Source organism: Pseudomonas sp. NPDC087803, assembly GCF_044742995.1.
Classification (GTDB): domain Bacteria; phylum Pseudomonadota; class Gammaproteobacteria; order Pseudomonadales; family Pseudomonadaceae; genus Aquipseudomonas.
In genome coordinates this window covers 684,245-703,417 of record NZ_JBIUVO010000001.1, presented here as the reverse complement: position 1 = coordinate 703,417, position 19,173 = coordinate 684,245, and the positions used below count along the sequence as shown (strand labels likewise).

17 protein-coding genes are annotated in these 19,173 nt (G+C 61.9%); 11 read left to right on the top strand and 6 right to left on the bottom strand.

The genetic code is table 11. The features are described 5' to 3' along the window. Positions 1 to 5 precede the first annotated feature (5 nt). From ACIOUG_RS03030 to ACIOUG_RS03010, 5 genes are all read left to right on the top strand, one after another. Positions 6 to 2,330 (top strand): FdhF/YdeP family oxidoreductase, encoded by a 2,325-nt coding sequence (locus tag ACIOUG_RS03030; protein WP_401062391.1) that lies wholly within the window; start codon positions 6 to 8, stop codon positions 2,328 to 2,330. 106 nt (positions 2,331 to 2,436) lie between these two features. Next, positions 2,437 to 3,840, top strand: coding sequence for a cytochrome ubiquinol oxidase subunit I (locus tag ACIOUG_RS03025; protein WP_401062442.1), 1,404 nt, complete (start codon positions 2,437 to 2,439; stop codon positions 3,838 to 3,840). A 3-nt stretch (positions 3,841 to 3,843) separates the two neighbouring features. Further along, complete coding sequence (gene cydB, locus ACIOUG_RS03020; RefSeq protein WP_401062389.1) at positions 3,844 to 4,860, top strand: cytochrome d ubiquinol oxidase subunit II; 1,017 nt, start codon at positions 3,844 to 3,846, stop codon at positions 4,858 to 4,860. After that, positions 4,847 to 5,002, top strand: a complete 156-nt coding sequence (locus ACIOUG_RS03015; RefSeq protein ID WP_400495659.1) for a DUF2474 domain-containing protein — start codon at positions 4,847 to 4,849, stop codon at positions 5,000 to 5,002. The genes cydB and ACIOUG_RS03015 overlap by 14 nt, the downstream gene beginning before the upstream one ends. Before the next feature lie 529 nt (positions 5,003 to 5,531). Next, positions 5,532 to 5,990 carry an REP-associated tyrosine transposase gene (locus ACIOUG_RS03010; RefSeq protein WP_401062387.1) on the top strand — a complete coding sequence of 153 codons (459 nt, stop codon included), beginning with the start codon at positions 5,532 to 5,534 and terminating at the stop codon, positions 5,988 to 5,990. A 752-nt stretch (positions 5,991 to 6,742) separates the two neighbouring features. Here the strand turns inward: ACIOUG_RS03010 and ACIOUG_RS03005 are convergent. Further along, positions 6,743 to 7,594 carry a CAP domain-containing protein gene (locus ACIOUG_RS03005; RefSeq protein WP_401062385.1) on the bottom strand — a complete coding sequence of 284 codons (852 nt, stop codon included), beginning with the start codon at positions 7,592 to 7,594 and terminating at the stop codon, positions 6,743 to 6,745. A 198-nt stretch (positions 7,595 to 7,792) separates the two neighbouring features. Here ACIOUG_RS03005 and ACIOUG_RS03000 point away from each other — a divergent pair, with 198 nt between their 5' ends. After that, positions 7,793 to 8,413 carry a cell wall hydrolase gene (locus ACIOUG_RS03000; protein ID WP_401062384.1) on the top strand — a complete coding sequence of 207 codons (621 nt, stop codon included), beginning with the start codon at positions 7,793 to 7,795 and terminating at the stop codon, positions 8,411 to 8,413. On the opposite strand, the gene ACIOUG_RS02995 is transcribed toward ACIOUG_RS03000, so the two are convergent. Continuing rightward, positions 8,410 to 9,297, bottom strand: a complete 888-nt coding sequence (locus ACIOUG_RS02995; RefSeq protein ID WP_401062382.1) for a LysR family transcriptional regulator — start codon at positions 9,295 to 9,297, stop codon at positions 8,410 to 8,412. The two genes, ACIOUG_RS03000 and ACIOUG_RS02995, sit on opposite strands and share 4 nt — an antisense overlap. 101 nt (positions 9,298 to 9,398) lie before the next feature. Here ACIOUG_RS02995 and ACIOUG_RS02990 point away from each other — a divergent pair, with 101 nt between their 5' ends. Continuing rightward, positions 9,399 to 10,793, top strand: a complete 1,395-nt coding sequence (locus ACIOUG_RS02990) for an MFS transporter (protein WP_401062381.1) — start codon at positions 9,399 to 9,401, stop codon at positions 10,791 to 10,793. Between the two features lie 98 nt (positions 10,794 to 10,891). Here ACIOUG_RS02990 and ACIOUG_RS02985 read toward each other — a convergent pair whose 3' ends face one another. Next, positions 10,892 to 11,605 (bottom strand): murein L,D-transpeptidase catalytic domain family protein, encoded by a 714-nt coding sequence (locus tag ACIOUG_RS02985; RefSeq protein WP_401062380.1) that lies wholly within the window; start codon positions 11,603 to 11,605, stop codon positions 10,892 to 10,894. A 150-nt stretch (positions 11,606 to 11,755) separates the two neighbouring features. On the opposite strand from ACIOUG_RS02985, the gene ACIOUG_RS02980 reads away from it, so the two are divergent. The 3 genes from ACIOUG_RS02980 (at position 11,756) to ACIOUG_RS02970 (ending at position 16,197) form a co-directional block, all read left to right on the top strand. Continuing rightward, on the top strand, positions 11,756 to 13,372 hold the full coding sequence (locus tag ACIOUG_RS02980; RefSeq protein ID WP_401062378.1) for a murein L,D-transpeptidase: 1,617 nt from the start codon (positions 11,756 to 11,758) through the stop codon (positions 13,370 to 13,372). A gap of 213 nt (positions 13,373 to 13,585) precedes the next feature. After that, the gene (gene glsB, locus ACIOUG_RS02975) at positions 13,586 to 14,494 is read left to right on the top strand and encodes a glutaminase B (RefSeq protein ID WP_401062376.1); all 909 of its coding nucleotides are present in this window, start codon (positions 13,586 to 13,588) and stop codon (positions 14,492 to 14,494) included. A 200-nt stretch (positions 14,495 to 14,694) separates the two neighbouring features. Further along, positions 14,695 to 16,197 carry an aldehyde dehydrogenase family protein gene (locus ACIOUG_RS02970; protein WP_401062375.1) on the top strand — a complete coding sequence of 501 codons (1,503 nt, stop codon included), beginning with the start codon at positions 14,695 to 14,697 and terminating at the stop codon, positions 16,195 to 16,197. 128 nt (positions 16,198 to 16,325) lie between these two features. Here the strand turns inward: ACIOUG_RS02970 and ACIOUG_RS02965 are convergent, their stop codons facing one another. Both ACIOUG_RS02965 and cynS read right to left on the bottom strand, forming a co-directional pair. Continuing rightward, complete coding sequence (locus tag ACIOUG_RS02965; protein ID WP_401062373.1) at positions 16,326 to 16,985, bottom strand: carbonic anhydrase; 660 nt, start codon at positions 16,983 to 16,985, stop codon at positions 16,326 to 16,328. 62 nt (positions 16,986 to 17,047) lie between these two features. Next, positions 17,048 to 17,515, bottom strand: a complete 468-nt coding sequence (cynS, locus tag ACIOUG_RS02960; protein WP_401062371.1) for a cyanase — start codon at positions 17,513 to 17,515, stop codon at positions 17,048 to 17,050. A gap of 120 nt (positions 17,516 to 17,635) precedes the next feature. Between cynS and cynR the strand changes: the two genes are divergently transcribed. Beyond that, positions 17,636 to 18,514, top strand: coding sequence for a transcriptional regulator CynR (gene cynR / locus ACIOUG_RS02955; protein WP_401062369.1), 879 nt, complete (start codon positions 17,636 to 17,638; stop codon positions 18,512 to 18,514). A gap of 186 nt (positions 18,515 to 18,700) precedes the next feature. Here cynR and ACIOUG_RS02950 read toward each other — a convergent pair whose 3' ends face one another. Further along, positions 18,701 to 19,030 carry a hypothetical protein gene (locus ACIOUG_RS02950; protein WP_401062367.1) on the bottom strand — a complete coding sequence of 110 codons (330 nt, stop codon included), beginning with the start codon at positions 19,028 to 19,030 and terminating at the stop codon, positions 18,701 to 18,703. Positions 19,031 to 19,173 lie beyond the last annotated feature (143 nt).

Sequence of the window (19,173 nt, the reverse complement as noted above, 5' to 3'; positions counted from 1 at the left end):
GTCCCATGTCACAAGTCGACCGTTACAAACCTTACAAGGGTGCCGCTGCCGGTTGGGGCGCTGTGATCAGCCTGACCAAGAGTTGGCTGGGCAGTGAAAACGCCCTGAAAAACATCCGCGCCATGCTCAAGACCAACCAGAACGGCGGCTTCGACTGCCCGGGCTGCGCCTGGGGTGAAGCGCCCGGTGCGAGCATGCTCAAGTTCTGCGAAAACGGCGCCAAAGCGGTGAACTGGGAGGCGACCGGGCGTTTGGTCGATCCGGCGTTTTTCAACAAGTACACGGTATCGAGCCTGGCCGAACAGAGCGACTACTGGCTGGAATATCAGGGGCGTCTGACCCACCCGATGCGTTACGACGCGCGGGTCGACCGCTACGTGGAAATCAGTTGGGAAGACGCGTTCGCGTTGATCGCCGAACACCTCAAGGGTCTGAAATCGCCACACCAGGCTGAGTTCTACACCTCGGGCCGGGCCAGCAACGAAGCGGCGTTTCTCTATCAGTTGTTCGTCCGTGCCTACGGCACCAATAACTTCCCCGACTGCTCGAACATGTGCCACGAAGCCAGTGCGGTGAGCATGGGCGAGACGCTGGGCGTGGGCAAGGGCACCGTGGTCTACGAGGATCTGCATCACGCCGATGCAATTTTCGTCATCGGCCAGAACCCCGGCACCAACCACCCGCGCATGCTCGAACCGCTGCGCGAAGCGGTGAAACGTGGCGCGCAAGTGGTCTGTATCAATCCGCTGAAAGAGCGTGGCCTGGAGCGTTTCCAGAACCCGCAGAACCCGCTCGAAATGCTCAGCAACGGCTGGGAAGCGACCAATACCGCGTACTTCCGCCCGGCGCTGGGTGGCGACATGGCGATGATTCGCGGCATGGTCAAATTCCTTCTGCAGTGGGAGCGTGAAGCCCAGGCTTCGGGCGGCGAGCCGGTGTTCGATCACGCCTTTATTGCCGAACACACCTCGGGTCTGGACAGCTACCTGGCAGAAGTCGACGCCACGAGCTGGGAGCACATCCTCGAGCAGTCCGGGGTGCCGCTGCACGACATCGAACTGGCCGCGCGCATGTATGGCCGCGCCAAGCGCGTGATCATGTGCTGGGCCATGGGCCTGACCCAACACGTGCACTCGGTGCCAACCCTGCAGGAAGTCATCAACCTGCAACTGCTGCGCGGCAACGTCGGCCGTCCGGGCGCCGGTCTGTCGCCGGTGCGCGGGCACAGTAACGTGCAGGGCGACCGCACCATGGGCATCAATGAACTGGCGCCGAAAGCGCTGATGGATGCGCTGGAAAAACGCTTCAACTTCAAGGTGCCGCGGATGCACGGCCACAACACGGTGATGGCGATTGGCGCGATGGAGCGTGGCGAAGCCAAGGTGTTTATCGGTCTGGGCGGCAACTTCGCCCAAGCCACGCCGGACACCCCGCGCACCCACGACGCGATGCGCAAACTCGACCTGACGGTGCACATCTCGACCAAGCTCAACCGCAGCCATCTGGTCACCGGTCGCGACGCGTTGATCCTGCCGTGCCTCGGCCGTACCGACATCGACATCCAGGCCGAAGGTCCGCAAGGCGTGACGGTGGAAGACACCTTCAGCATGGTGCATTTGTCGTTCGGTCAGTTGAAGCCGAAGTCGGCGCATTTGAAATCCGAGCCGGCGATCATTGCCGGGATTGCCGCCGCCACGTTGGGCAAGCACCCGATCGACTGGGAGTGGGCGGTGGGCGACTACGGGCGCATCCGCAACCTGATCGCCGACGTGATTCCGGGCTTCGAGAACTTCAACGAGAAGCTGCTGATCCCGGGTGGTTTCCACCTCGGCAACGATGCCTCGGACCGGGTCTGGAACACCGAGTCCGGCAAAGCCCAGTTCACCCCGTGCGTGCTGCCGGAACACCTGATCAGCGAAGGCGTGCGCAACCTGCCGGTCAAACCGGATCTGATCCTGCAGACCATGCGTTCCCACGATCAGTACAACACCACGCTGTACGGCCTCGACGACCGTTATCGCGGGGTCTACGGCATGCGCGACGTGATCTTCGCCAACGAACAGGACATCCAGCGACTCGGTTTCGAACCGGGACAGAAGGTCGATCTGGTGGCGCTGTGGGATGACGAGCGCGAGCGTCGGGTCAGCGGTTTCACCCTGATCGCCTACGACATTCCACCCGGTCAGGCGGCGGCGTACTACCCGGAAACCAACCCGCTGGTGCCGCTGGAAAGCTACGGCGACCGGACCTACACGCCGACCTCGAAATTCGTCGCGATTCGCCTCGAAGCGGCCAAGGTCAGCAACCTGATCCCGTCATCGGTGGCGTAACCCGCTACCGATAAAAAACACTGGCAATTTGACTGGCTGCAGGCGTTCGCGCCGGCGCTGGCCCGGGTTCGTGCTGCCGCTTTTCAGCCTGGATGAGGACATCATCATGCTCAACCTGGAGGCACTGGACCTGGCGCGAATTCAATTCGCGTTCACGGTTTCGTTCCACATTATCTTCCCGGCGATCACTATCGGCCTGGCGAGTTTCCTCGCGGTACTCGAAGGCCTGTGGCTGAAAACCCGCAACGACACTTACCGCGATCTCTGCCATTTCTGGTCGAAGATCTTTGCTGTGAACTTCGGCATGGGCGTGGTCTCGGGACTGGTCATGGCCTACCAGTTCGGTACCAACTGGAGCGGCTTTTCCGACTTTGCCGGGAGCATCACCGGGCCGTTGCTGACCTACGAAGTGCTGACCGCATTTTTCCTTGAAGCCGGTTTCCTCGGGGTCATGCTGTTCGGCTGGAACCGCGTCGGTCGTGGGCTGCACTTCTTTGCCACGGTGATGGTCGCCATCGGCACGTTGATCTCGACCTTCTGGATTCTCGCCTCCAACAGCTGGATGCAGACGCCACAGGGTTTCGAAATCGTCGACGGGCGGGTAATGCCGCTGGACTGGCTGGCGATCGTGTTCAACCCGTCGTTCCCGTTCCGACTGGCGCACATGGCGATTGCCGCGTTCGTTGCGACGTCGTTCTTCGTCGGTGCGTCGGCGGCCTGGCATTTGCTGCGCGGCAACAACACCGCGCCGGTGCGCAAGATGTTTTCCATGGCGTTGTGGATGGCGCTGATCGTGGCGCCGATTCAGGCGGTGGTTGGTGACGCTCACGGCTTGAACACCCTGGAACATCAACCGGCGAAAATCGCCGCCATCGAAGGCCACTGGGAAAACGCCGACAACGGCCCGACGCCGTTGGTGCTGTTCGGCATCCCCGACATGCAGGCGGAGAAGACCAAGTATGCGCTGGAGATTCCGTACCTCGGCAGCCTGATCCTGACCCACAGCCTCGACAAGCAGATCCCGGCGCTCAAGAGCTTCCCGAAAGAGGATCGGCCGAACTCGACCATCATTTTCTGGAGCTTCCGTGTCATGGCCGGGCTGGGCATGTTGATGATCCTCGTCGGTCTGCTGGGACTGGCGCTGCGCCGTGGCGGCAAGCTCTATCAGCATCGCGGCTTCCAGCGTCTGGTGTTGCTGATGGGGCCGAGCGGGTTGATCGCGTTGCTGGCCGGCTGGATCACCACTGAAGTCGGGCGTCAGCCGTGGGTGGTTTACGGCTTGATGCGCACCCATGACGCCGCGTCGCATCACTCGGTGGCGCAGATGAGCACCTCGCTGCTGCTGTTCGTGGTGATCTATTGCTCGGTGTTCACCGTGGGCATCGGCTACATGATGAAACTGGTGCGCAAAGGTCCGCAGCCGCATCACGAACATCCACCGGCGGGCGATGAATTGCAGACTCCGCGCCGGCCCATTTCGGCGGCTACCGCCCCTGTGAAGGAGCATTGAGTCATGGGTATTCAAGGTATCGATCTCTCGTTGATCTGGGGGGTGATCATCGCCTTCGGGGTGATGATGTACGTGATCATGGACGGCTTCGATCTGGGCCTGGGGATCCTGTTTCCACTGATCCCCGATGAGCAGGAACGCGACGTGATGATGAACACCGTCGCTCCGGTGTGGGACGGCAATGAAACCTGGCTGGTGCTAGGCGGTGCGGCGCTGTATGGCGCGTTTCCGCTGGCGTACGGAGTGATTCTGGAGGCGTTGTACCTGCCGCTGATCCTGATGCTCTGCGGGCTGATTTTCCGTGGCGTGGCGTTCGAGTTTCGCTTCAAGTCATCTCCGCAAAAGCGTCACTGGTGGGACAAGGCATTCATCGGCGGTTCGCTGCTGGCGACGTTCTCTCAGGGTGTGGTGATCGGCGCGTATGTGTCGGGCATTCCCGTGGTCGATCGGCAGTTTGCCGGAGGCGGTCTGGACTGGCTGGCACCGTTTCCGCTGGTCTGCGGCATGGGTCTGGTGGTGGCTTATGCGCTGCTGGGCAGCACCTGGTTGCTGGTCAAGACCGAAGGCATGCTCGAGTCGCGCATGCGCCTGTTCACCCGGCCATTGGCGTGGTTGTTGTTGGCGATGGTGGTGGTGATCGGCGTGTGGACCTTGCAGCTGCACCCGGAACTGGCCACGCGCTGGTCCAGCCATGGGCACTTGATGGTGTTCGCCGGGTTGGTGGGGTTGGCGCTGCTGGCATTGTTCGGGCTGCTGCGCACCTTGCGTCAGCGTCACACGCACTGGCCGTTCGTGTTCACATTGGTGCTGATGCTGCTCGGCTACATCGGCCTGGCGCTGAGCATCTGGCCGAACATCATCCCGCCGTCGGTGAGCCTGTGGGCCGCGGCGTCACCGCCAGCGAGCCAGTTGTTCGCCCTGATCGGCGCACTGTTCATCCTGCCGGTGATCCTGATGTACACCTTCTGGAGCTACTACGTATTCCGCGGCAAAGTGAGGATTGGCGATGGCTACCATTGATTCGCGCGAGGTCAAAACCAGCCGCTGGTACAAGCGCCTGGGCTGGTTGTTGCTGATCTGGCTGGGCAGTGTAGTGTCACTCGCGGTGGTGGCGAGCCTGCTGAAACTGGCGATGTATGCAGCGGGCATGCGGACCCACTGACCCAAAAAAACCGGAGCCATGGCTCCGGTTTTTTTGTGCCCGCAATTCTGAACATCGCAGATGCCTCCTGTGGGAGCGGGCTTGCTCGCGAAGGCGTCGGGTCAGCCGACATTGATGCTGAATGTACCGGCCCCTTCGTGAGCAAGCCCACTCCCACCCTAGATCGCGGCCAGTCGCAAATCCTCCATCCACCCACGATCCCCAGTGGGAGCGGGCTTGCTCGCGAAGGCGTCAGGTCAGTCGCCATTGATACTGAATGTGCCGGCCCCTTCGTGAGCAAGCCCACTCCCACCCTAGATCGCGGCCAGCCCTAACCCTTCATCCACCCACGATCCCCAGTGGGAGCGGGCTTGCTCGCGAAGGCGTCGGGTCAGCCGACATTGATGCTGAATGTACCGGCCCCTTCGTGAGCAAGCCCACTCCCACAGTTGATCCGGTGCGCAGACACATCCTGCCAACAAACATGTTCGGCGCACTGTGATGGCTGATCTAGCCTTTTTATGAATTCAACCATGAACAAGGCAAAGGAATGCCCGAACGTTACTCATCACATCGCCTGCGAACCGGCCGTCATTGCGAAGAAAATCAGATCTACCTGCTAACCGCCAATACCCTGGGGCGAGAGCCGGTGTTCACGGATTACAGGCTCGGCCGGTTGGTCGTGAATCAATTCAGGCAAGCACAGGAGGAGGGGTTTGCCGACACATTGGCATTGGTGGTTATGCCCGATCATTTTCATTGGCTGATCCAATTGCAAAAAGGAACACTTGGCCAATTGATGTGCCAGGTCAAATCACTGAGTACTCGTTCAGTCAACACTGTGAGCGGTAGATCCGGAAGCCTTTGGCAGCAAGGTTTTCATGATCATGCATTACGTCGAGAGGAGGATCTGGTGAAACTGGCCCGCTATGTAGTGGCTAATCCACTGCGGGCAGGACTGGTGAGAAAACTCGGTGACTATCCGTTATGGGACGCGATCTGGGTTTGAACTCAGCATGCGCATTTACCGCAATACATCAGAACAAATGGGATCCCCAGTGGGAGCGGGCTTGCTCGCGAAGGCGTCGGGTCAGCCGACATTGATGCTGAATGTGCCGGCCCCTTCGTGAGCAAGCCCACTCCCACCCTAGATTGCGGCCAGCCGCAAATCCTCCATCCACCCACGATCCCCAGTGGGAGCGGGCTTGCTCGCGAAGGCGTCAGGTCAGTCGACATTGAAGCTGGATGTGCCGGCCCCTTCGTGAGCAAGCCCACTCACACCCTAGATTGCAGCCAGTCGCAAATCCTCCATCCACCCACGATCCCCAGTGGGAGCGGGCTTGCTCGCGAAGGCGTCAGGTCAGTCGCCATTGATGCTGAATGTACCGGCCCCTTCGTGAGCAAGCCCACTCCCACTCTAGATTGCGGCCAGTCGCAAACCCTCCATCCACCCACGATCCCCAGTGGGAGCAGGCTTGCTCGCGAAGACGTCAGGTCAGTCGCCATTGATGCTGAATGTACCGGCCCTTTCGTGAGCAAGCCCACTCCCACCCTTGATTTCGGGCAGCCGCAAATCCTCCATCCACCCACGATCCCCAGTGGGAGCGGGCTTGCTCGCGAAGGCGTCGGGTCAGCCGACATTGATGCTGAATGTACCGGCCCCTTCGTGAGCAAGCCCACTCCCACTCTAGATTGCGGCCAGCCGCAAACCCTCCATCCACCCACTCTCACATTGGATCTTCGGTGTTTTCTGAAGGGCTGTTACTGCGCACCAAACATCGCCGTCCAGTAAATCCCGGCGCTGCTTTTCGGATCGGTCGCGTAGGCGGCGCCGAGTTCTTTGTATTGCGGGTTCATCAGGTTGGCGCAGTGTCCGGGGCTGGCGAGCCAGCCGTCGACGACCTTGCGCACGGTGTCTTGCCCGGCGGCGATGTTTTCGCCGACCAGTTGCCCGCCGTAGCCGGCCAGTTCGGCGCGGTCGCCCGGGGTGCGGCCGTCGCGATCCTTGTGGTCGAAGTAGTTGTTGTTGGCCATGTCGCGGCTGTGATCCTGGGAGATCGTGCCCAGGCTGGCGTTCCAGGCCAATGGTGCGGCGGCGGCAAAGGCCTGGCCACCGCATTGACGCGGTTGGGCGCGGGCAGCGTTGAGTTGTTCGAGCAACTTCTGGCCTTCGCTCTGCGCATCGCCGAGTTTCGCCGAGAGCAAGGGTCGCGCCAGCACGATTCGCCAGTCGCGATCGGCGTGGCTGACACCGACATCGACGAACTGCGGATCGAGCACCACCTGACAGAAACTTTCCTCAATCGCCTTCATCGCCGACGCCGCGTCACGCGGGCCGTTGAGCGTGATTGCCTGCACATTGACCATCGGGTAGCTGGCGCTGGCCATGGCCTGTTGCAGATCGACCGCACCGCTGGCCTGCAGTCTCAGCCGTGGATCGGCCGACAGCGGTGGCAGTTCGTTGGACGCCTGGCTGCCGCAACGCTGCGGTTGGCTACGGTAGGCGTTGATCGATTCGATCAGTTGCGACTCGTCGGCCGCCATGGCCGAGGCGGCCACGGCCAGGCCCACGGACAGCGTGGCAAATCGCAAGACGGATGGCATGAAGCGCATGGAAACCTCCCTTGAGCTGAGTGCGCTCATGATGCGCGAAATGGCCCGGGGGAGTGCAATGTCTTTTTCTTCATCGAGCGGTTTTTTCTGCGGAACATCACGCCGGTATTTGCCGTCTACACTCTCCGAAGGCCCCGGGAACCGGGCGTCTCCCCCACGAAACACCTGCCCGGAACGGGCGCTGCCGGAAGAACTGACATGGGATTGAAATGGTTGGCTGGCTGTTTCGCATTAACCCTTATGGCCGGCGTTGTGAGCGCCACCGAACAGGCGCCGATCAAGGCCAAGGCCGAAGAGAAAGCCCAGGTGCTGGAAGAAAAAGCCGCCGACAAAGTCAGCGCGGCGCCGGCACCCAAATCCGAAGCGATTACCCCCACCGAAGTACAAGCCGTGGACCCCGCCGGCACTGCGCCGCTGGACGATCCGATCACCTGCCTCGCGCGCAGTATCTACTGGGAAGCCAAGGGGCGTGACACGCCGGAAATGCAAGCGGTGGCCAATGTGGTGATGAATCGCCTGGGGCACGACGGCTTCCCTGGCACCGTGTGCGAAGTGGTCAAGCAGGGTTCGGAAACCAAAAGCTGCCAGTTTTCCTGGTGGTGCGATGGCAAGGCGGATCAGGTCAAGGAAGACGCCGAATACACTCTGGCCAAGGATATCGCCGGCAAGGCGCTGAACCGTCAGTTGCCGGATCGCACCCATGGCGCGCTGTACTTCCACGACCGCAACGTGCATCCGGGTTGGGCCAAGGAATACAAAAAGACCGCCGAGGTCGGCAAATTCCTGTTCTATAAACCGGCCGGCGGCGATGCGCGCTAGATGCAGACTTCCCGCACACAATTGCGCAGCCAGCGGTGCGCCGGGTCGGCGTCCATCCGTGGGTGCCAGAGCATCGACACACTGATCGGCGGCATCCTGAAGGGCAGGGCGAAGCTGTGCAGGCCCATGCGCAGCTTGCTGGTGTGACGCTCCGGAACCGTGGCGATCAGCTCCGATTCGCGCACCAGCGTCAGCGCCGCGGAAAAGCCGCCGAATGAAGTGACGATGTCCCGCGTCAGACCCGCGGCGAGCAGCGCTTCGTCGACCGGGCCGCTGCTGCGCCCGCGCCGTGAGATGAGAATGTGCTGGCCGCCGGCAAAGCGTTTGCTGCTGATCTTGCCCGAACTCAACGGATGGCCTTCGCGCACCACACCGATCCAGTGATCCTCAAACAGGATGCGGCTGTGCAGCGTCGGGTCGGTGCTGTCGTCGACCACGCCGGTCTCCAGATCGACCCGGCCTTCGCGCAGCGGTGTGCTGTCCTTGTCGGCTTTCTGCACAAAGCGCAGGCGCACGCCGGGTGCCTCTTCTGCAATCCGCGCGAGCAGCGCGGCGGCGAAGGTTTCGACAAAACCGTCGGTGTTGCGCAAGGTGAATGTGCGTTGCAACTGGCCGGGATCGAGCACTTCGGCGGGGCGCAAAACTGCCTCGGCTTCCTGCACCAGGCGGCTGACCCGCTCACGCAACTCCAGCGCCCGTGGGGTCGGCACCAGACCTCGGCCGGCGCGCACCAGCAACGGATCGCCGGTGGTCTCGCGCAATCGGGCGAGGGCGCGGCTCATTGCTGACGGGCTCAACCGCAGAATGTGCGCGGCGCGGGCGACGCTGCCTTCGCGCAACAATACGTCGAGGGCGATCAACAGGTTCAGATCCGGTGCGCTCATGACATGGCGTTCCATGCAGGTATCAAGTGCAAAGCATGCGTCTTGCGCCTTGCCTTGTCGAGACTCAGGCTATGCCGTCTGACCATCAGCTGGAGCGCCCGATGCCCCGAACTCCCTTGACCCCTCAAACCCGCTGGGCGCTGACCAGTCTGGCGCTGTCGATGTTGATGCCGTCGCTGGACACCAGCATCGCCAACGCCGGCTTACCGACTCTGGCGGCAGCGTTCGATGCGACGTTTCAACAGGTGCAGTGGATCGTGCTGGCGTACCTGTTGGCGGTCACCACATTGATCGTCAGCGTCGGGCGCCTGGGCGATGTATTCGGGCGGCGGCGACTGCTGCTGATCGGCATCGGCATTTTCACCAGCGCTTCGTTGTGCTGTGCACTGGCTCCGGGGCTGGGCTGGTTGATCGGTGCGCGGGCGGTGCAGGGCCTTGGCGCAGCGATCATGTTTGCCTTGACCGTGGCGCTGGTGGCGGATGCGGTGCCCAAGACAAGGGCGGGCAGTGCGATGGGTTTGCTCGCCACCATGTCGGCCACCGGCACCAGCCTTGGGCCGTCGCTGGGTGGACTGCTGATTGCGCATGTCGGCTGGCCGTCGATCTTTGTCCTCAACGTGCCGTTGGGTCTGCTCAATGCATGGCTGGTGTATCGCTACTTGCCGGCGGATCGCCCGGCGAAGTCGAGTGTTGCGTTTGATTATCTCGGCAGCGCAGTGCTGGTGATGACGCTGGCGACCTATGCGCTGGCGATGACGCTGCAAGGGTTCACCCTGATATTGCTGCTGCTCAGCCTGTGCGGTGCGGGTCTGTTTATCGCGGTCGAGATGAAAGCCAGGACGCCGCTGCTGTGTCTGGCATTGTTCGCTGATGTGCACCTGAGCAGCAGCCTCGCGCTGACGCTGCTGGTGACGACCGTGATGATGACCACGCTGGTGGTCGGGCCGTTTTACTTGAGTCGCGGATTGGGGCTGAGCAGCACCGTAGTCGGTCTGGCGTTGTCGGTCGGGCCACTGCTGGCAGCGTGCGGCGGGGTGCCGGCCGGGCGTCTGGTGGATCGCTTCGGTGTGCGGCGGGTGGTGCCGGGCGCGTTGCTCGGAATGGTCGGTGGTTGCAGTTTGTTGGCGTTGTTGCCGATGAGTCTCGGTCTGCCGGCATATCTGCTGCCGATGGCGGTGATTGCCAGCAGTTACGCGTTGTTCCAGGCAGCGAACAATACCGGGTTGATGAGTGCGGTCAGTCAGGATCAGCGCGGCGTGGTATCGGCCTTGCTCGGGCTGGCGCGCAATCTGGGTTTGATCACCGGCGCGGCGGCCATGGGCGCGGTGTTTGCTTTCGCTACAGGAAACCCGACGCAAGCCCCGGCCGCAGTCATCGGCAGCGGCTTGCACAGCACGTTTGGTGTTGCGGCGGCGCTGATGGTCGCGGCCCTGATCACCAGCCGAACCCGCATCACCCGTGGACGCGGCCAACCCAGCCAAAACGCGGCTGACTGAAACAACCCCTGTAGGAGCTGCGGCACGCTGCGATCTTTTGACGTTGCTTTAAGAGCAAGATCAAAAGATCGCAGCGTGCCGCAGCTCCTACAGGATTCTCAGCTGGCGTGAGTGCTCAGGATACTCGCCACTTGCTGTGGCTGGCAGTTGAGGTACGGCGACGACTTCAGCCAGCGCTGGTCCGGGTACCAGGAGAACATGAACTGGCCGTCCTTGAGTTTGTCGATCACCTGCTTTGCCACTTGCGGGCGCACCGCCGGGCAACCCTGGCTACGCCCGATACGGCCCTGACGCTTGCTCCACAACGGATTCACGTAATCGGCGGCGTGGATCACGATGGCGCGGTCGCGGGCCAGGTCATTGAAGCCCGGTTCCAGACCGTCCATGCGCAGCGAATAACCGTGCGTGCCCTTGTAGCTTTCCTGGGTGCGGAACAGACCGAGGCTGGACTGGTAACTGCCTTCGCGGTTGGAAAACTGGGTGGCGAAGTTTTCCCCGGAGTTCGAACCATGGGCGACCAGATCGCGCAGCACCAGTTTCTTTCTGCTCAGATCGAAGATCCACAGTCGGCGGGCGGTGGAGGGTTGCGAATAGTCGATGATCGCCAGGTGCCGCGAAGGTTTCGCGCCATTGTTGACCGCGCACTGCATGGCGTTGAGAGCACCTTTCAGCGCCTGGGGATTGAGTTCCGGCGCGGCGTGCGCGAGGCTGGTGAAGAGAACCGGCGATGGCTTGCCGGCGGCAAAAGCTGGGCTGCTCACGGCGACGAGGGTCGCGGTGGTCAGCAGAAGTCGGCGCAAAAACGTCAACATTTATAAAGTGTCCTCACTTGCTACTTAATTTGGCACTTTGGCTCCTGACTCCCAGTCATACCCACAGACCCCTGATTCGGGCCTGACTGTTCAGCGCACCTGATGTAAGGTTGACCGTCATTGAGACGGCCACGGATTGGAGTAAAGCAGTTGTTCAAAAAGTACGCATGCTACTTGAGCATTGGTTTGCTCGCTGCGCCGTTTGTCGCTTGCGCCGATGGGCCGCTGCCGCCGTTGCAGACCCTGCCGACGCCACCGGCCGAGATGCCGGTGGAGCCGCAAAGTCCGCTGCAGGCGGTGCTGATCGGTTTGCCGCAGGCGTGCCCGGCGATTGCTGCGCACCTGAGTGGCCCGGCGCTGACGCAACTGCAAGCGTTCTACCAGCAACAGGACTGGCTGCCGGTGTGGGCCAGTGAATCCGGGCGTTTGCCGGCCTTGCGCGCGCAGTTGCAGCTGTTGGCCGACGATGGCCTCAATCCCAAGCGCTATCCGGTGGCGGCCAATCCGCCGCAGGATGGTGAGTTGTGCGCCGATATCGACATCAGCCGCTCTTACTTGCAAGCCCTGCAGGACCTGCATTACGGGCGCTTGCTGCAGTCGCATTTCGAACCGCTGTGGCATTCCGATGACACGCCGCGTGATCGTCAGGCCGAACTGCTCGCGATCGCCGGCCCCGGCCTGCACGACATCAAGGCCGCGTTCGATCTGGCGCGTCCGCGTCTGGCGCAGTACCAAAGCCTGCGACACCTCTATGCCAGCCAACGGCTGCAAGCCTTGCCACACTGGCAGTCGGTGGGCAACGGCCCGCTGCTGCGTCCGGCGATGGAAGACAAACGCGTGCCGGAACTGGCCCAGCGCCTGTACAACGAGGGCTACCTGACCCATGCCATCGGCACGCCCGGCAATGCCTATGAGGGTGTGCTGGTGGAAGCGGTGAAAAGCTTCCAGGCCAACCATTCGTTGCAGGCCGACGGGGTGGTCGGGCCGGGGACGATTGCCGAACTCAACATCAGTCCGCTGACGCGTCGCGAACAATTGCGGGTCAACCTCGAGCGTTTCCGCTGGCTGGCCCAGGACATGGAACCCGACGGTTTGCTGGTCAATGTCGCCGCTGCCGAACTGACGCTGTATCAGGGCGGGGTGCCCGTCTGGCAGACCCGTACCCAGGTCGGTCGCGCCGAACGCCAGACCCCGCTGCTCAAATCCCGGGTCACGCGCCTGACCCTGAACCCGACGTGGACCGTGCCGCCGACCATCTGGAAAGAAGACAAGCTGCCGGCGATCCGCAAGGACCAGACCTTCCTCAGTCGGCAGAATCTGCAAGTCCTCGACGCCCATGGCCAGCCATTGGCCGCAGCGGACATCGACTGGGACAACCCCGGCAACATCATGCTGCGCCAGGATGCCGGGCCGCGTAATCCGCTGGGGCAACTGGTGATCCGCTTCCCCAACCCGTTCGCGGTCTACCTGCACGATACGCCGAGCAAGGCGTTGTTCGACAAAGGCCCGCGTGCGTTCAGCTCCGGCTGCGTGCGGGTCGAACACCCGATGCAACTGCGTGACCTGCTGCTGACCCCGGCGGAACGCACGCGCACCGACACCTTGCTCGCCACCGGCAGCACCCACGAATTCCGCCTGTCGGCACCGGTGCCGATCCTGATGACCTACTGGACGGCGCAGGTCGGCAAGGATGGGCAGGTGCGTTATGCGCCGGATATCTATAGCCGCGACGAGGCCCTGTTGGCCGGGTTGGATCGGGCACACTGATCCCCAGTCATCCACACAACCCTGTAGGAGTGAGCCTGCTCGCGATAGCGTCAAGTCAGGCGACAGCAATGCTGAATGTACTGACCCCTTCGTGAGCAAGCCCACTCCCACATTTGGATTTTCAGTGTGTCAGTCAGTGTGATTCGGCGTCGGTCCGCAGCGTCTAGCCCCAGTGTCCCCGCAATCCCATGGGGCGAGACTTCGGAACCCGGCATGCAAGCGCTGTTGAACGAGATTCTTGATGCTGTCCGGCCCCTGATCGGGCAGGGCAAAGTGGCTGACTACATTCCCGCCCTTGGCACCGTGCCGGCCAATCAGCTGGGCATCGCCGTGTATGGCAACGACGGCGAAATGTATTGCGCCGGCGACGCCGAGACGCCGTTCTCGGTGCAGAGTATTTCCAAGGTGTTCAGTCTGGTGCAGGCCATCGAGCATTCCGGCGAGGCGATCTGGGAGCGTCTGGGGCATGAGCCGTCCGGCCAGCCATTCAACTCGCTGGTGCAGCTGGAGTTCGAACGCGGGCGCCCGCGCAACCCGTTCATCAATGCCGGGGCGCTGGTGATCTGCGATATCAACCAGTCGCGATTCGCCGCGCCGGCCTTGTCGATGCGTGACTTCGTGCGGCGTCTGTCGGGCAATCCGCAGGTGATTGTCGACGGCAAGGTCGCCGAATCCGAATACCAGCATCGCGCCCGCAACGCGGCCATGGCTTACCTGATGCAATCGTTCGGCAACTTCCACAACGATGTCGAAGCGGTGCTGCGCAGCTACTTCAGTCACTGCGCGCTGCGCATGAACTGCATCGACCTGGCCCGCGCATTCTGCTTCCTCGCCAATGACGGTTTCTGCAAACACAGCGGCGAACAGATCTTCACTCGTCGCCAGACCCAGCAGGTCAACTCGATCATGGCCACCAGCGGGCTGTACGACGAGGCCGGCAACTTCGCCTACCGCGTCGGCTTGCCGGGTAAAAGCGGGGTCGGCGGCGGCATCGTCGCGGTCGTGCCGGGGCAGTTCACGGTGTGCGTGTGGTCGCCGGAGCTCAACGCCGCCGGCAACTCGCTGGCGGGGATGGCGGCGCTGGAAATGCTCAGCTCGCGGATTGGCTGGTCGGTGTTCTGACCCGATCTTCCAAACACCACAAAACTCTGTGGGAGCTGGCTTGCCAGCGATAGCGGTGGTTCAGCAACATCAATGCCGGGCTTGCCGGCCCTATCGCTGGCAAGCCAGCTCCCACAGGTTTGATGGTGTTCGTAGAAGGTGTGTTTCAGCGCAGAATCCGCTACATTTTCCGGCCGCCCCTCATATGGTGAATCCGCTTCATGTCTCTTGCGCTCGAACGTCTAGTCGCTGGCACGCCGATCCCTTTCGCTGGTAACCGCGTGAGCGTGGTCAGCCCCGAACTGGCGGCGCGGTTTCAGCCCGGTGACCACCTGCTGGTCGAGCAGGTGAGTGGCGAGCTGTTGCTGATCCCGGTGGTCGATCAACAGGCGGCCGCGGTGGCGATCGAACGTGCGGAGGCGGCCTTCACTGCGCTATCGGCAGTGTCCGATGAGGCGATCAGCCGCTTCTTCGATCTGTTCGCGCAACGCCTGGAAACCCCGGAATGCTGGACCCTGATCGAAGCGGCGAACCTGGCCGACATCGAACGCGCCAAAGCCCGTGGCCGCTCGACCACTCGACTGCTCGCCGACGAGCGCATGCGCCGCGACATGATCGCCGGTCTGCGCGCCTGGCGTGATGCGCCGGCCACGCGCGGCAAGGTCATCAGCAGCGTCGAACACGACGGCTGGAAGGTCGAGCAAGTGGTGTCGCCATTGGGCATCGTCGCGTTCGTGTTTGAAGGACGACCGAACGTGTTCGCCGATGCTGCGGGCGTACTGCGCACCGGCAACACCGCAGTACTGCGCATCGGCAGCGACGCATTAGGTACCGCGCAAGCGATCGTCACTCACGCGCTGAACCCGGCGCTGGCCGATGCCGGTCTGCCGGCGGGTGCGGTGTCGCTGGTGGAAAGCGTCAATCATGCGGCCGGTTGGGCGATGTTCGCCGACCGGCGCTTGTCGCTGGCGGTGGCCCGGGGTTCGGGGCGCGCGGTCAGCCAGTTGGGCAGCATCGCCCAGCAGGCGGGCACGGCGGTCAGCCTGCATGGCACTGGCGGTGCGTGGCTGGTTGCGGATCGTGCTGCCGACGCTACGCGTTTTGCCGCCGTGGTGCGCAACTCGCTGGATCGCAAAGTCTGCAACACCCTCAACGTCTGCCTGATTCAACGCGATCGCGCTGCCGAACTGCTGCCGCTGTTTCTCGATGCGCTGAAGCAGGCCGGCAGCGCACGCGGGCAGGGCTGCAAATTGCACATCGTCACAGGCAGCGAAAGTTACCTGCCAGCTGAGTGGCAGAATGCGACGGTCGAGGTCTATCGCGCCGAGGGGTATCAGACTGAATCCCTGGCCGAACCACTGGCCGAGTCCGAGCTGGGTCGCGAGTGGGAATGGGAGGAAACCCCGGAAGTCAGCCTGATGATCGTCGACGATCTGGACCAGGCGATTGCGCTGTTCAACCGCTACAGCCCGCAATTCACGGTGTCGTTGATCAGTGAGGACGCGGCTGCTCAGGAGCGCTTTTACAACGCGGTGAATGCGCCGTTCGTGGGCAACGGGATTACCCGTTGGGTCGATGGTCAGTACGCGCTGAACAAGCCGGAACTGGGGCTTTCGAACTGGGAGAGCGGGCGCTTGTTTGCACGCAGTGCGATTCTTTCGGGGGATGGCGTGTTTACGGTGCGTAGCCGTATGACCCAGATCGACCTCAGCGTAAAACGCTGATCTGAACACCAAACCTGTGGCGAGGGAGCTTGCTCCCGCTGGTCTGCGCAGCAGACCCAAAAAAGCGAGGGCCGCTACGCGCCCCAGCGGGAGCAAGCTCCCTCGCCACAGGGTTGTGCCATTCTCCTTCAGGCGGCTGCGCTGGTGTTTGCCTGAATGGCGCAAGTCGCTGGCTGCTCAGCCAACGGCACAAACGTGCGGCGGTCTGCCGCCAGCGCGTCAATCGAGCCGGTCTCGATGTCATACACCCAACCATGCAGATTGAGCAGGCCTTTCTCCTGGGCCAGGCGCACGCTCGGGTGGGTCTGAATATTCGCCAGTTGCGCGATCACATTTTCCCGCACCATCGAACTCAATTTTGCCGCGTCATTGGCATGCGGCCGCGCCTCGTTGACCACTTTCGCCGACTCGGCATGTTGCAGCCAGCCGCTGACGGCGGGCAGGTGATCCATGCATTTGCACTGGGCAATCGCCGTCATCGCGCCACAATCGGAGTGGCCGCAGATCACGATGTCGGTCACCCCCAGCACCGCCACTGCATATTCCACCGTCGCCGAAACCCCGCCTGGATGCGGGCTGTAGGACGGCACGATATTGCCTGCGTTACGAATCACGAACAGCTCGCCGGGTTCTTGCTGGGTCAGCAGTTCCGGCACCACGCGGCTGTCGGAACAGGTGATGAACAAGGTGCCGGGTTGCTGGGTGGTCGCCAGGTGTTTGAACAATTCTGTGCGTTGCGGGAAGGCTTCGTTCTGGAACTTCAGGAAACCGTCGATCAGGGCTTGCATGGGCGTGTCCTCATTGAACAAAAGAGCGGTCGGCCCGCACGCGGGGTGCGGGCCGTGGCAGATCAGAACGGACGCAGCGGCAGGAACTTGCCGTCGAGGGTGACCACGGCGCGGGAGCCGCCTTCCGGGTCTTCGACTTTCTTGATGTCGAGCTTGAAGTTGATGGCGCTGATGATGCCGTCGCCGAACTGCTCGTGCACCAGAGCTTTGAGGGTGGTGCCGTAGATCTGGATCATCTCGTGGAAGCGGTAGATGGTCGGGTCGGTCGGCACGCCGCTGAGGCTGCCACGCAGCGGGATGATCTGCAGGGCGGCAACGGCGTCGGCGTCCAGCTCGAGTTTGTCGCCGACCACTTGCGCGGCCTCTTGCGGCAACGGGTGCTGGCCGAGCAGGGCAGCGGTGACGTAGGCCAGGCTCAGGCCGGTACCATCGGCCAGATCCTGCCATGACAAATTCTTGCGGGCCTTGATGTCGAGAATGCGGGTGGTCAGGGCCAGGCTGGCATCGTTGTAGGCGTGGGACTGTTGCATGGTGTCACTCCTTTCAAGGTTGGCTTGCTGTGTGGGAGCCATCTTCTGCCGATTGATCCATAGCGTCCAAGACCGATATACAATGCTTCGCATAAGTCCTGCCTATAGATGGTGAGTCCCATGCTGTTGCGACATTTGCGTTATCTGCTGGCCGTGGCCGATCACGGCGGCTTCACCCGGGCGGCGGAGGCATTGCACGTGTCGCAGCCAACGCTGTCGCAACAGATCCGCCAACTCGAAGAAAGCCTCGGGGTGAACCTGTTCGACCGCACCTCGCGCACGGTCAAACCCACCGATGCCGGCGAGGCCTACATCGAATGCGCGCGGCGGGTACTGGTCGAGCTGGAGGCGGGCAAGCGCGCACTGCATGACGTGAAGGATCTGACCCGTGGCAGCTTGCGCCTGGCCATGACCCCGACGTTCATGGCCTATCTGGTCGGGCCTTTGGTGCGCGACTTCGCGGCGCGCTATCCGGGCATTCATCTGCAGATTTTCGAACTGTCGATGGACGATATCGAAGCCGGGCTGGCGGATGATTCGCTGGACCTCGCAATTGCCTTTACCCCGGTTCGCCACCCGGACATCGAGTGCATTCCGGCGTTTACCGAAACCCTGGGGATCATGATCGGGCGCGAGCATCCGTTGTACGAAAGCGCTTCGGTGCTGACGGCGAGTGACCTTGCGCACCTGGATTTCGCCTTGTTGGCGCCGGACTTCATCACCCGGTTATCGATTGATGAGTATTTTCGTCAGCAGGGGATCACGCCGCAGGTGCGGATAGAAGTGAACTCGGTGAGTACGTTGCTGGAAGTGGTGCGTCATGCACCGATGGCAACGATGTTGCCCGAGGCGATTGCCACCGAGGATCGGGCGTTGCGTCGCTTGAAAGTCGAGAATGAAGCGCCGCAGCGCGGGGCGGCGTTGTTGCGGCGGCGCAATAATTATCACAGTGCGGCGGCAGTGGCGTTTATGAATCTGGTACTGGAAACGAAAATCTAACCAACGACACATTCCCCCTGTAGGAGTGAGCCTGCTCGCGATTGCGGTGGATCATTCAATACTGAAGTGCCTGATCTACCGCTATCGCGAGCAGGCTCACTCCTACAGGTGATGTGTTGAGTTCTTGATGTAAAAAAGGGCCTGCTTCTTTTGGAAGCAGGCCCTTTTATTTATTGAAGTTTTAACTCAGTAGAACCGATCAATCACCCGAACTTCATTCTTGTTCTGCATCGAATCCCACGCCTGTTTCAGCGTCTGCAGGACATTGCCGATGAAGTCCTTGTCGGCCGCCGCTTTCTTGCCGACATAACCGTGGCCGCGGCGGTACATCTTCAGGCGGGCCAGCAGGTTCTGGTGGCTGCGGTCGAATTCTTCTTCACCAGTGTGGGGCGACAGGCAGTCAATATGCACCTGACCCGACTTGCTGATCCAGAGAATGTGGCTGTCGTGGCTGTCTTTTTGCGCAGCGAACATACGAGCCAGTTCTTCGATAGTAGGTTGATTGTTCAGATTCATGATTTTTGCCCCTTGACCAGTCTGGTGATCTTTCAAAGTTGATTCGCTAATACAGGTAGCCCATCGGTTAGTTGATCCCTGGCACCGAAACCAGGACGTCAGCGGTCGCCCGTGTGAAGTACGGGGTCATGCGTCTGTTGCAT

Coding starts and splice junctions, on each gene's coding strand:
- ACIOUG_RS03030 (WP_401062391.1), top strand. CDS start 6: ATGTCACAAGTCGACCGTTACAAACCTTACAAGGGTGCCGCTGCCGGT.
- ACIOUG_RS03025 (WP_401062442.1), top strand. CDS start 2,437: ATGCTCAACCTGGAGGCACTGGACCTGGCGCGAATTCAATTCGCGTTC.
- cydB (WP_401062389.1), top strand. CDS start 3,844: ATGGGTATTCAAGGTATCGATCTCTCGTTGATCTGGGGGGTGATCATC.
- ACIOUG_RS03015 (WP_400495659.1), top strand. CDS start 4,847: ATGGCTACCATTGATTCGCGCGAGGTCAAAACCAGCCGCTGGTACAAG.
- ACIOUG_RS03010 (WP_401062387.1), top strand. CDS start 5,532: ATGCCCGAACGTTACTCATCACATCGCCTGCGAACCGGCCGTCATTGC.
- ACIOUG_RS03005 (WP_401062385.1), bottom strand. CDS start 7,594: ATGCGCTTCATGCCATCCGTCTTGCGATTTGCCACGCTGTCCGTGGGC.
- ACIOUG_RS03000 (WP_401062384.1), top strand. CDS start 7,793: ATGGGATTGAAATGGTTGGCTGGCTGTTTCGCATTAACCCTTATGGCC.
- ACIOUG_RS02995 (WP_401062382.1), bottom strand. CDS start 9,297: ATGAGCGCACCGGATCTGAACCTGTTGATCGCCCTCGACGTATTGTTG.
- ACIOUG_RS02990 (WP_401062381.1), top strand. CDS start 9,399: ATGCCCCGAACTCCCTTGACCCCTCAAACCCGCTGGGCGCTGACCAGT.
- ACIOUG_RS02985 (WP_401062380.1), bottom strand. CDS start 11,605: ATGTTGACGTTTTTGCGCCGACTTCTGCTGACCACCGCGACCCTCGTC.
- glsB (WP_401062376.1), top strand. CDS start 13,586: ATGCAAGCGCTGTTGAACGAGATTCTTGATGCTGTCCGGCCCCTGATC.
- ACIOUG_RS02970 (WP_401062375.1), top strand. CDS start 14,695: ATGTCTCTTGCGCTCGAACGTCTAGTCGCTGGCACGCCGATCCCTTTC.
- ACIOUG_RS02965 (WP_401062373.1), bottom strand. CDS start 16,985: ATGCAAGCCCTGATCGACGGTTTCCTGAAGTTCCAGAACGAAGCCTTC.
- cynS (WP_401062371.1), bottom strand. CDS start 17,515: ATGCAACAGTCCCACGCCTACAACGATGCCAGCCTGGCCCTGACCACC.
- cynR (WP_401062369.1), top strand. CDS start 17,636: ATGCTGTTGCGACATTTGCGTTATCTGCTGGCCGTGGCCGATCACGGC.
- ACIOUG_RS02950 (WP_401062367.1), bottom strand. CDS start 19,030: ATGAATCTGAACAATCAACCTACTATCGAAGAACTGGCTCGTATGTTC.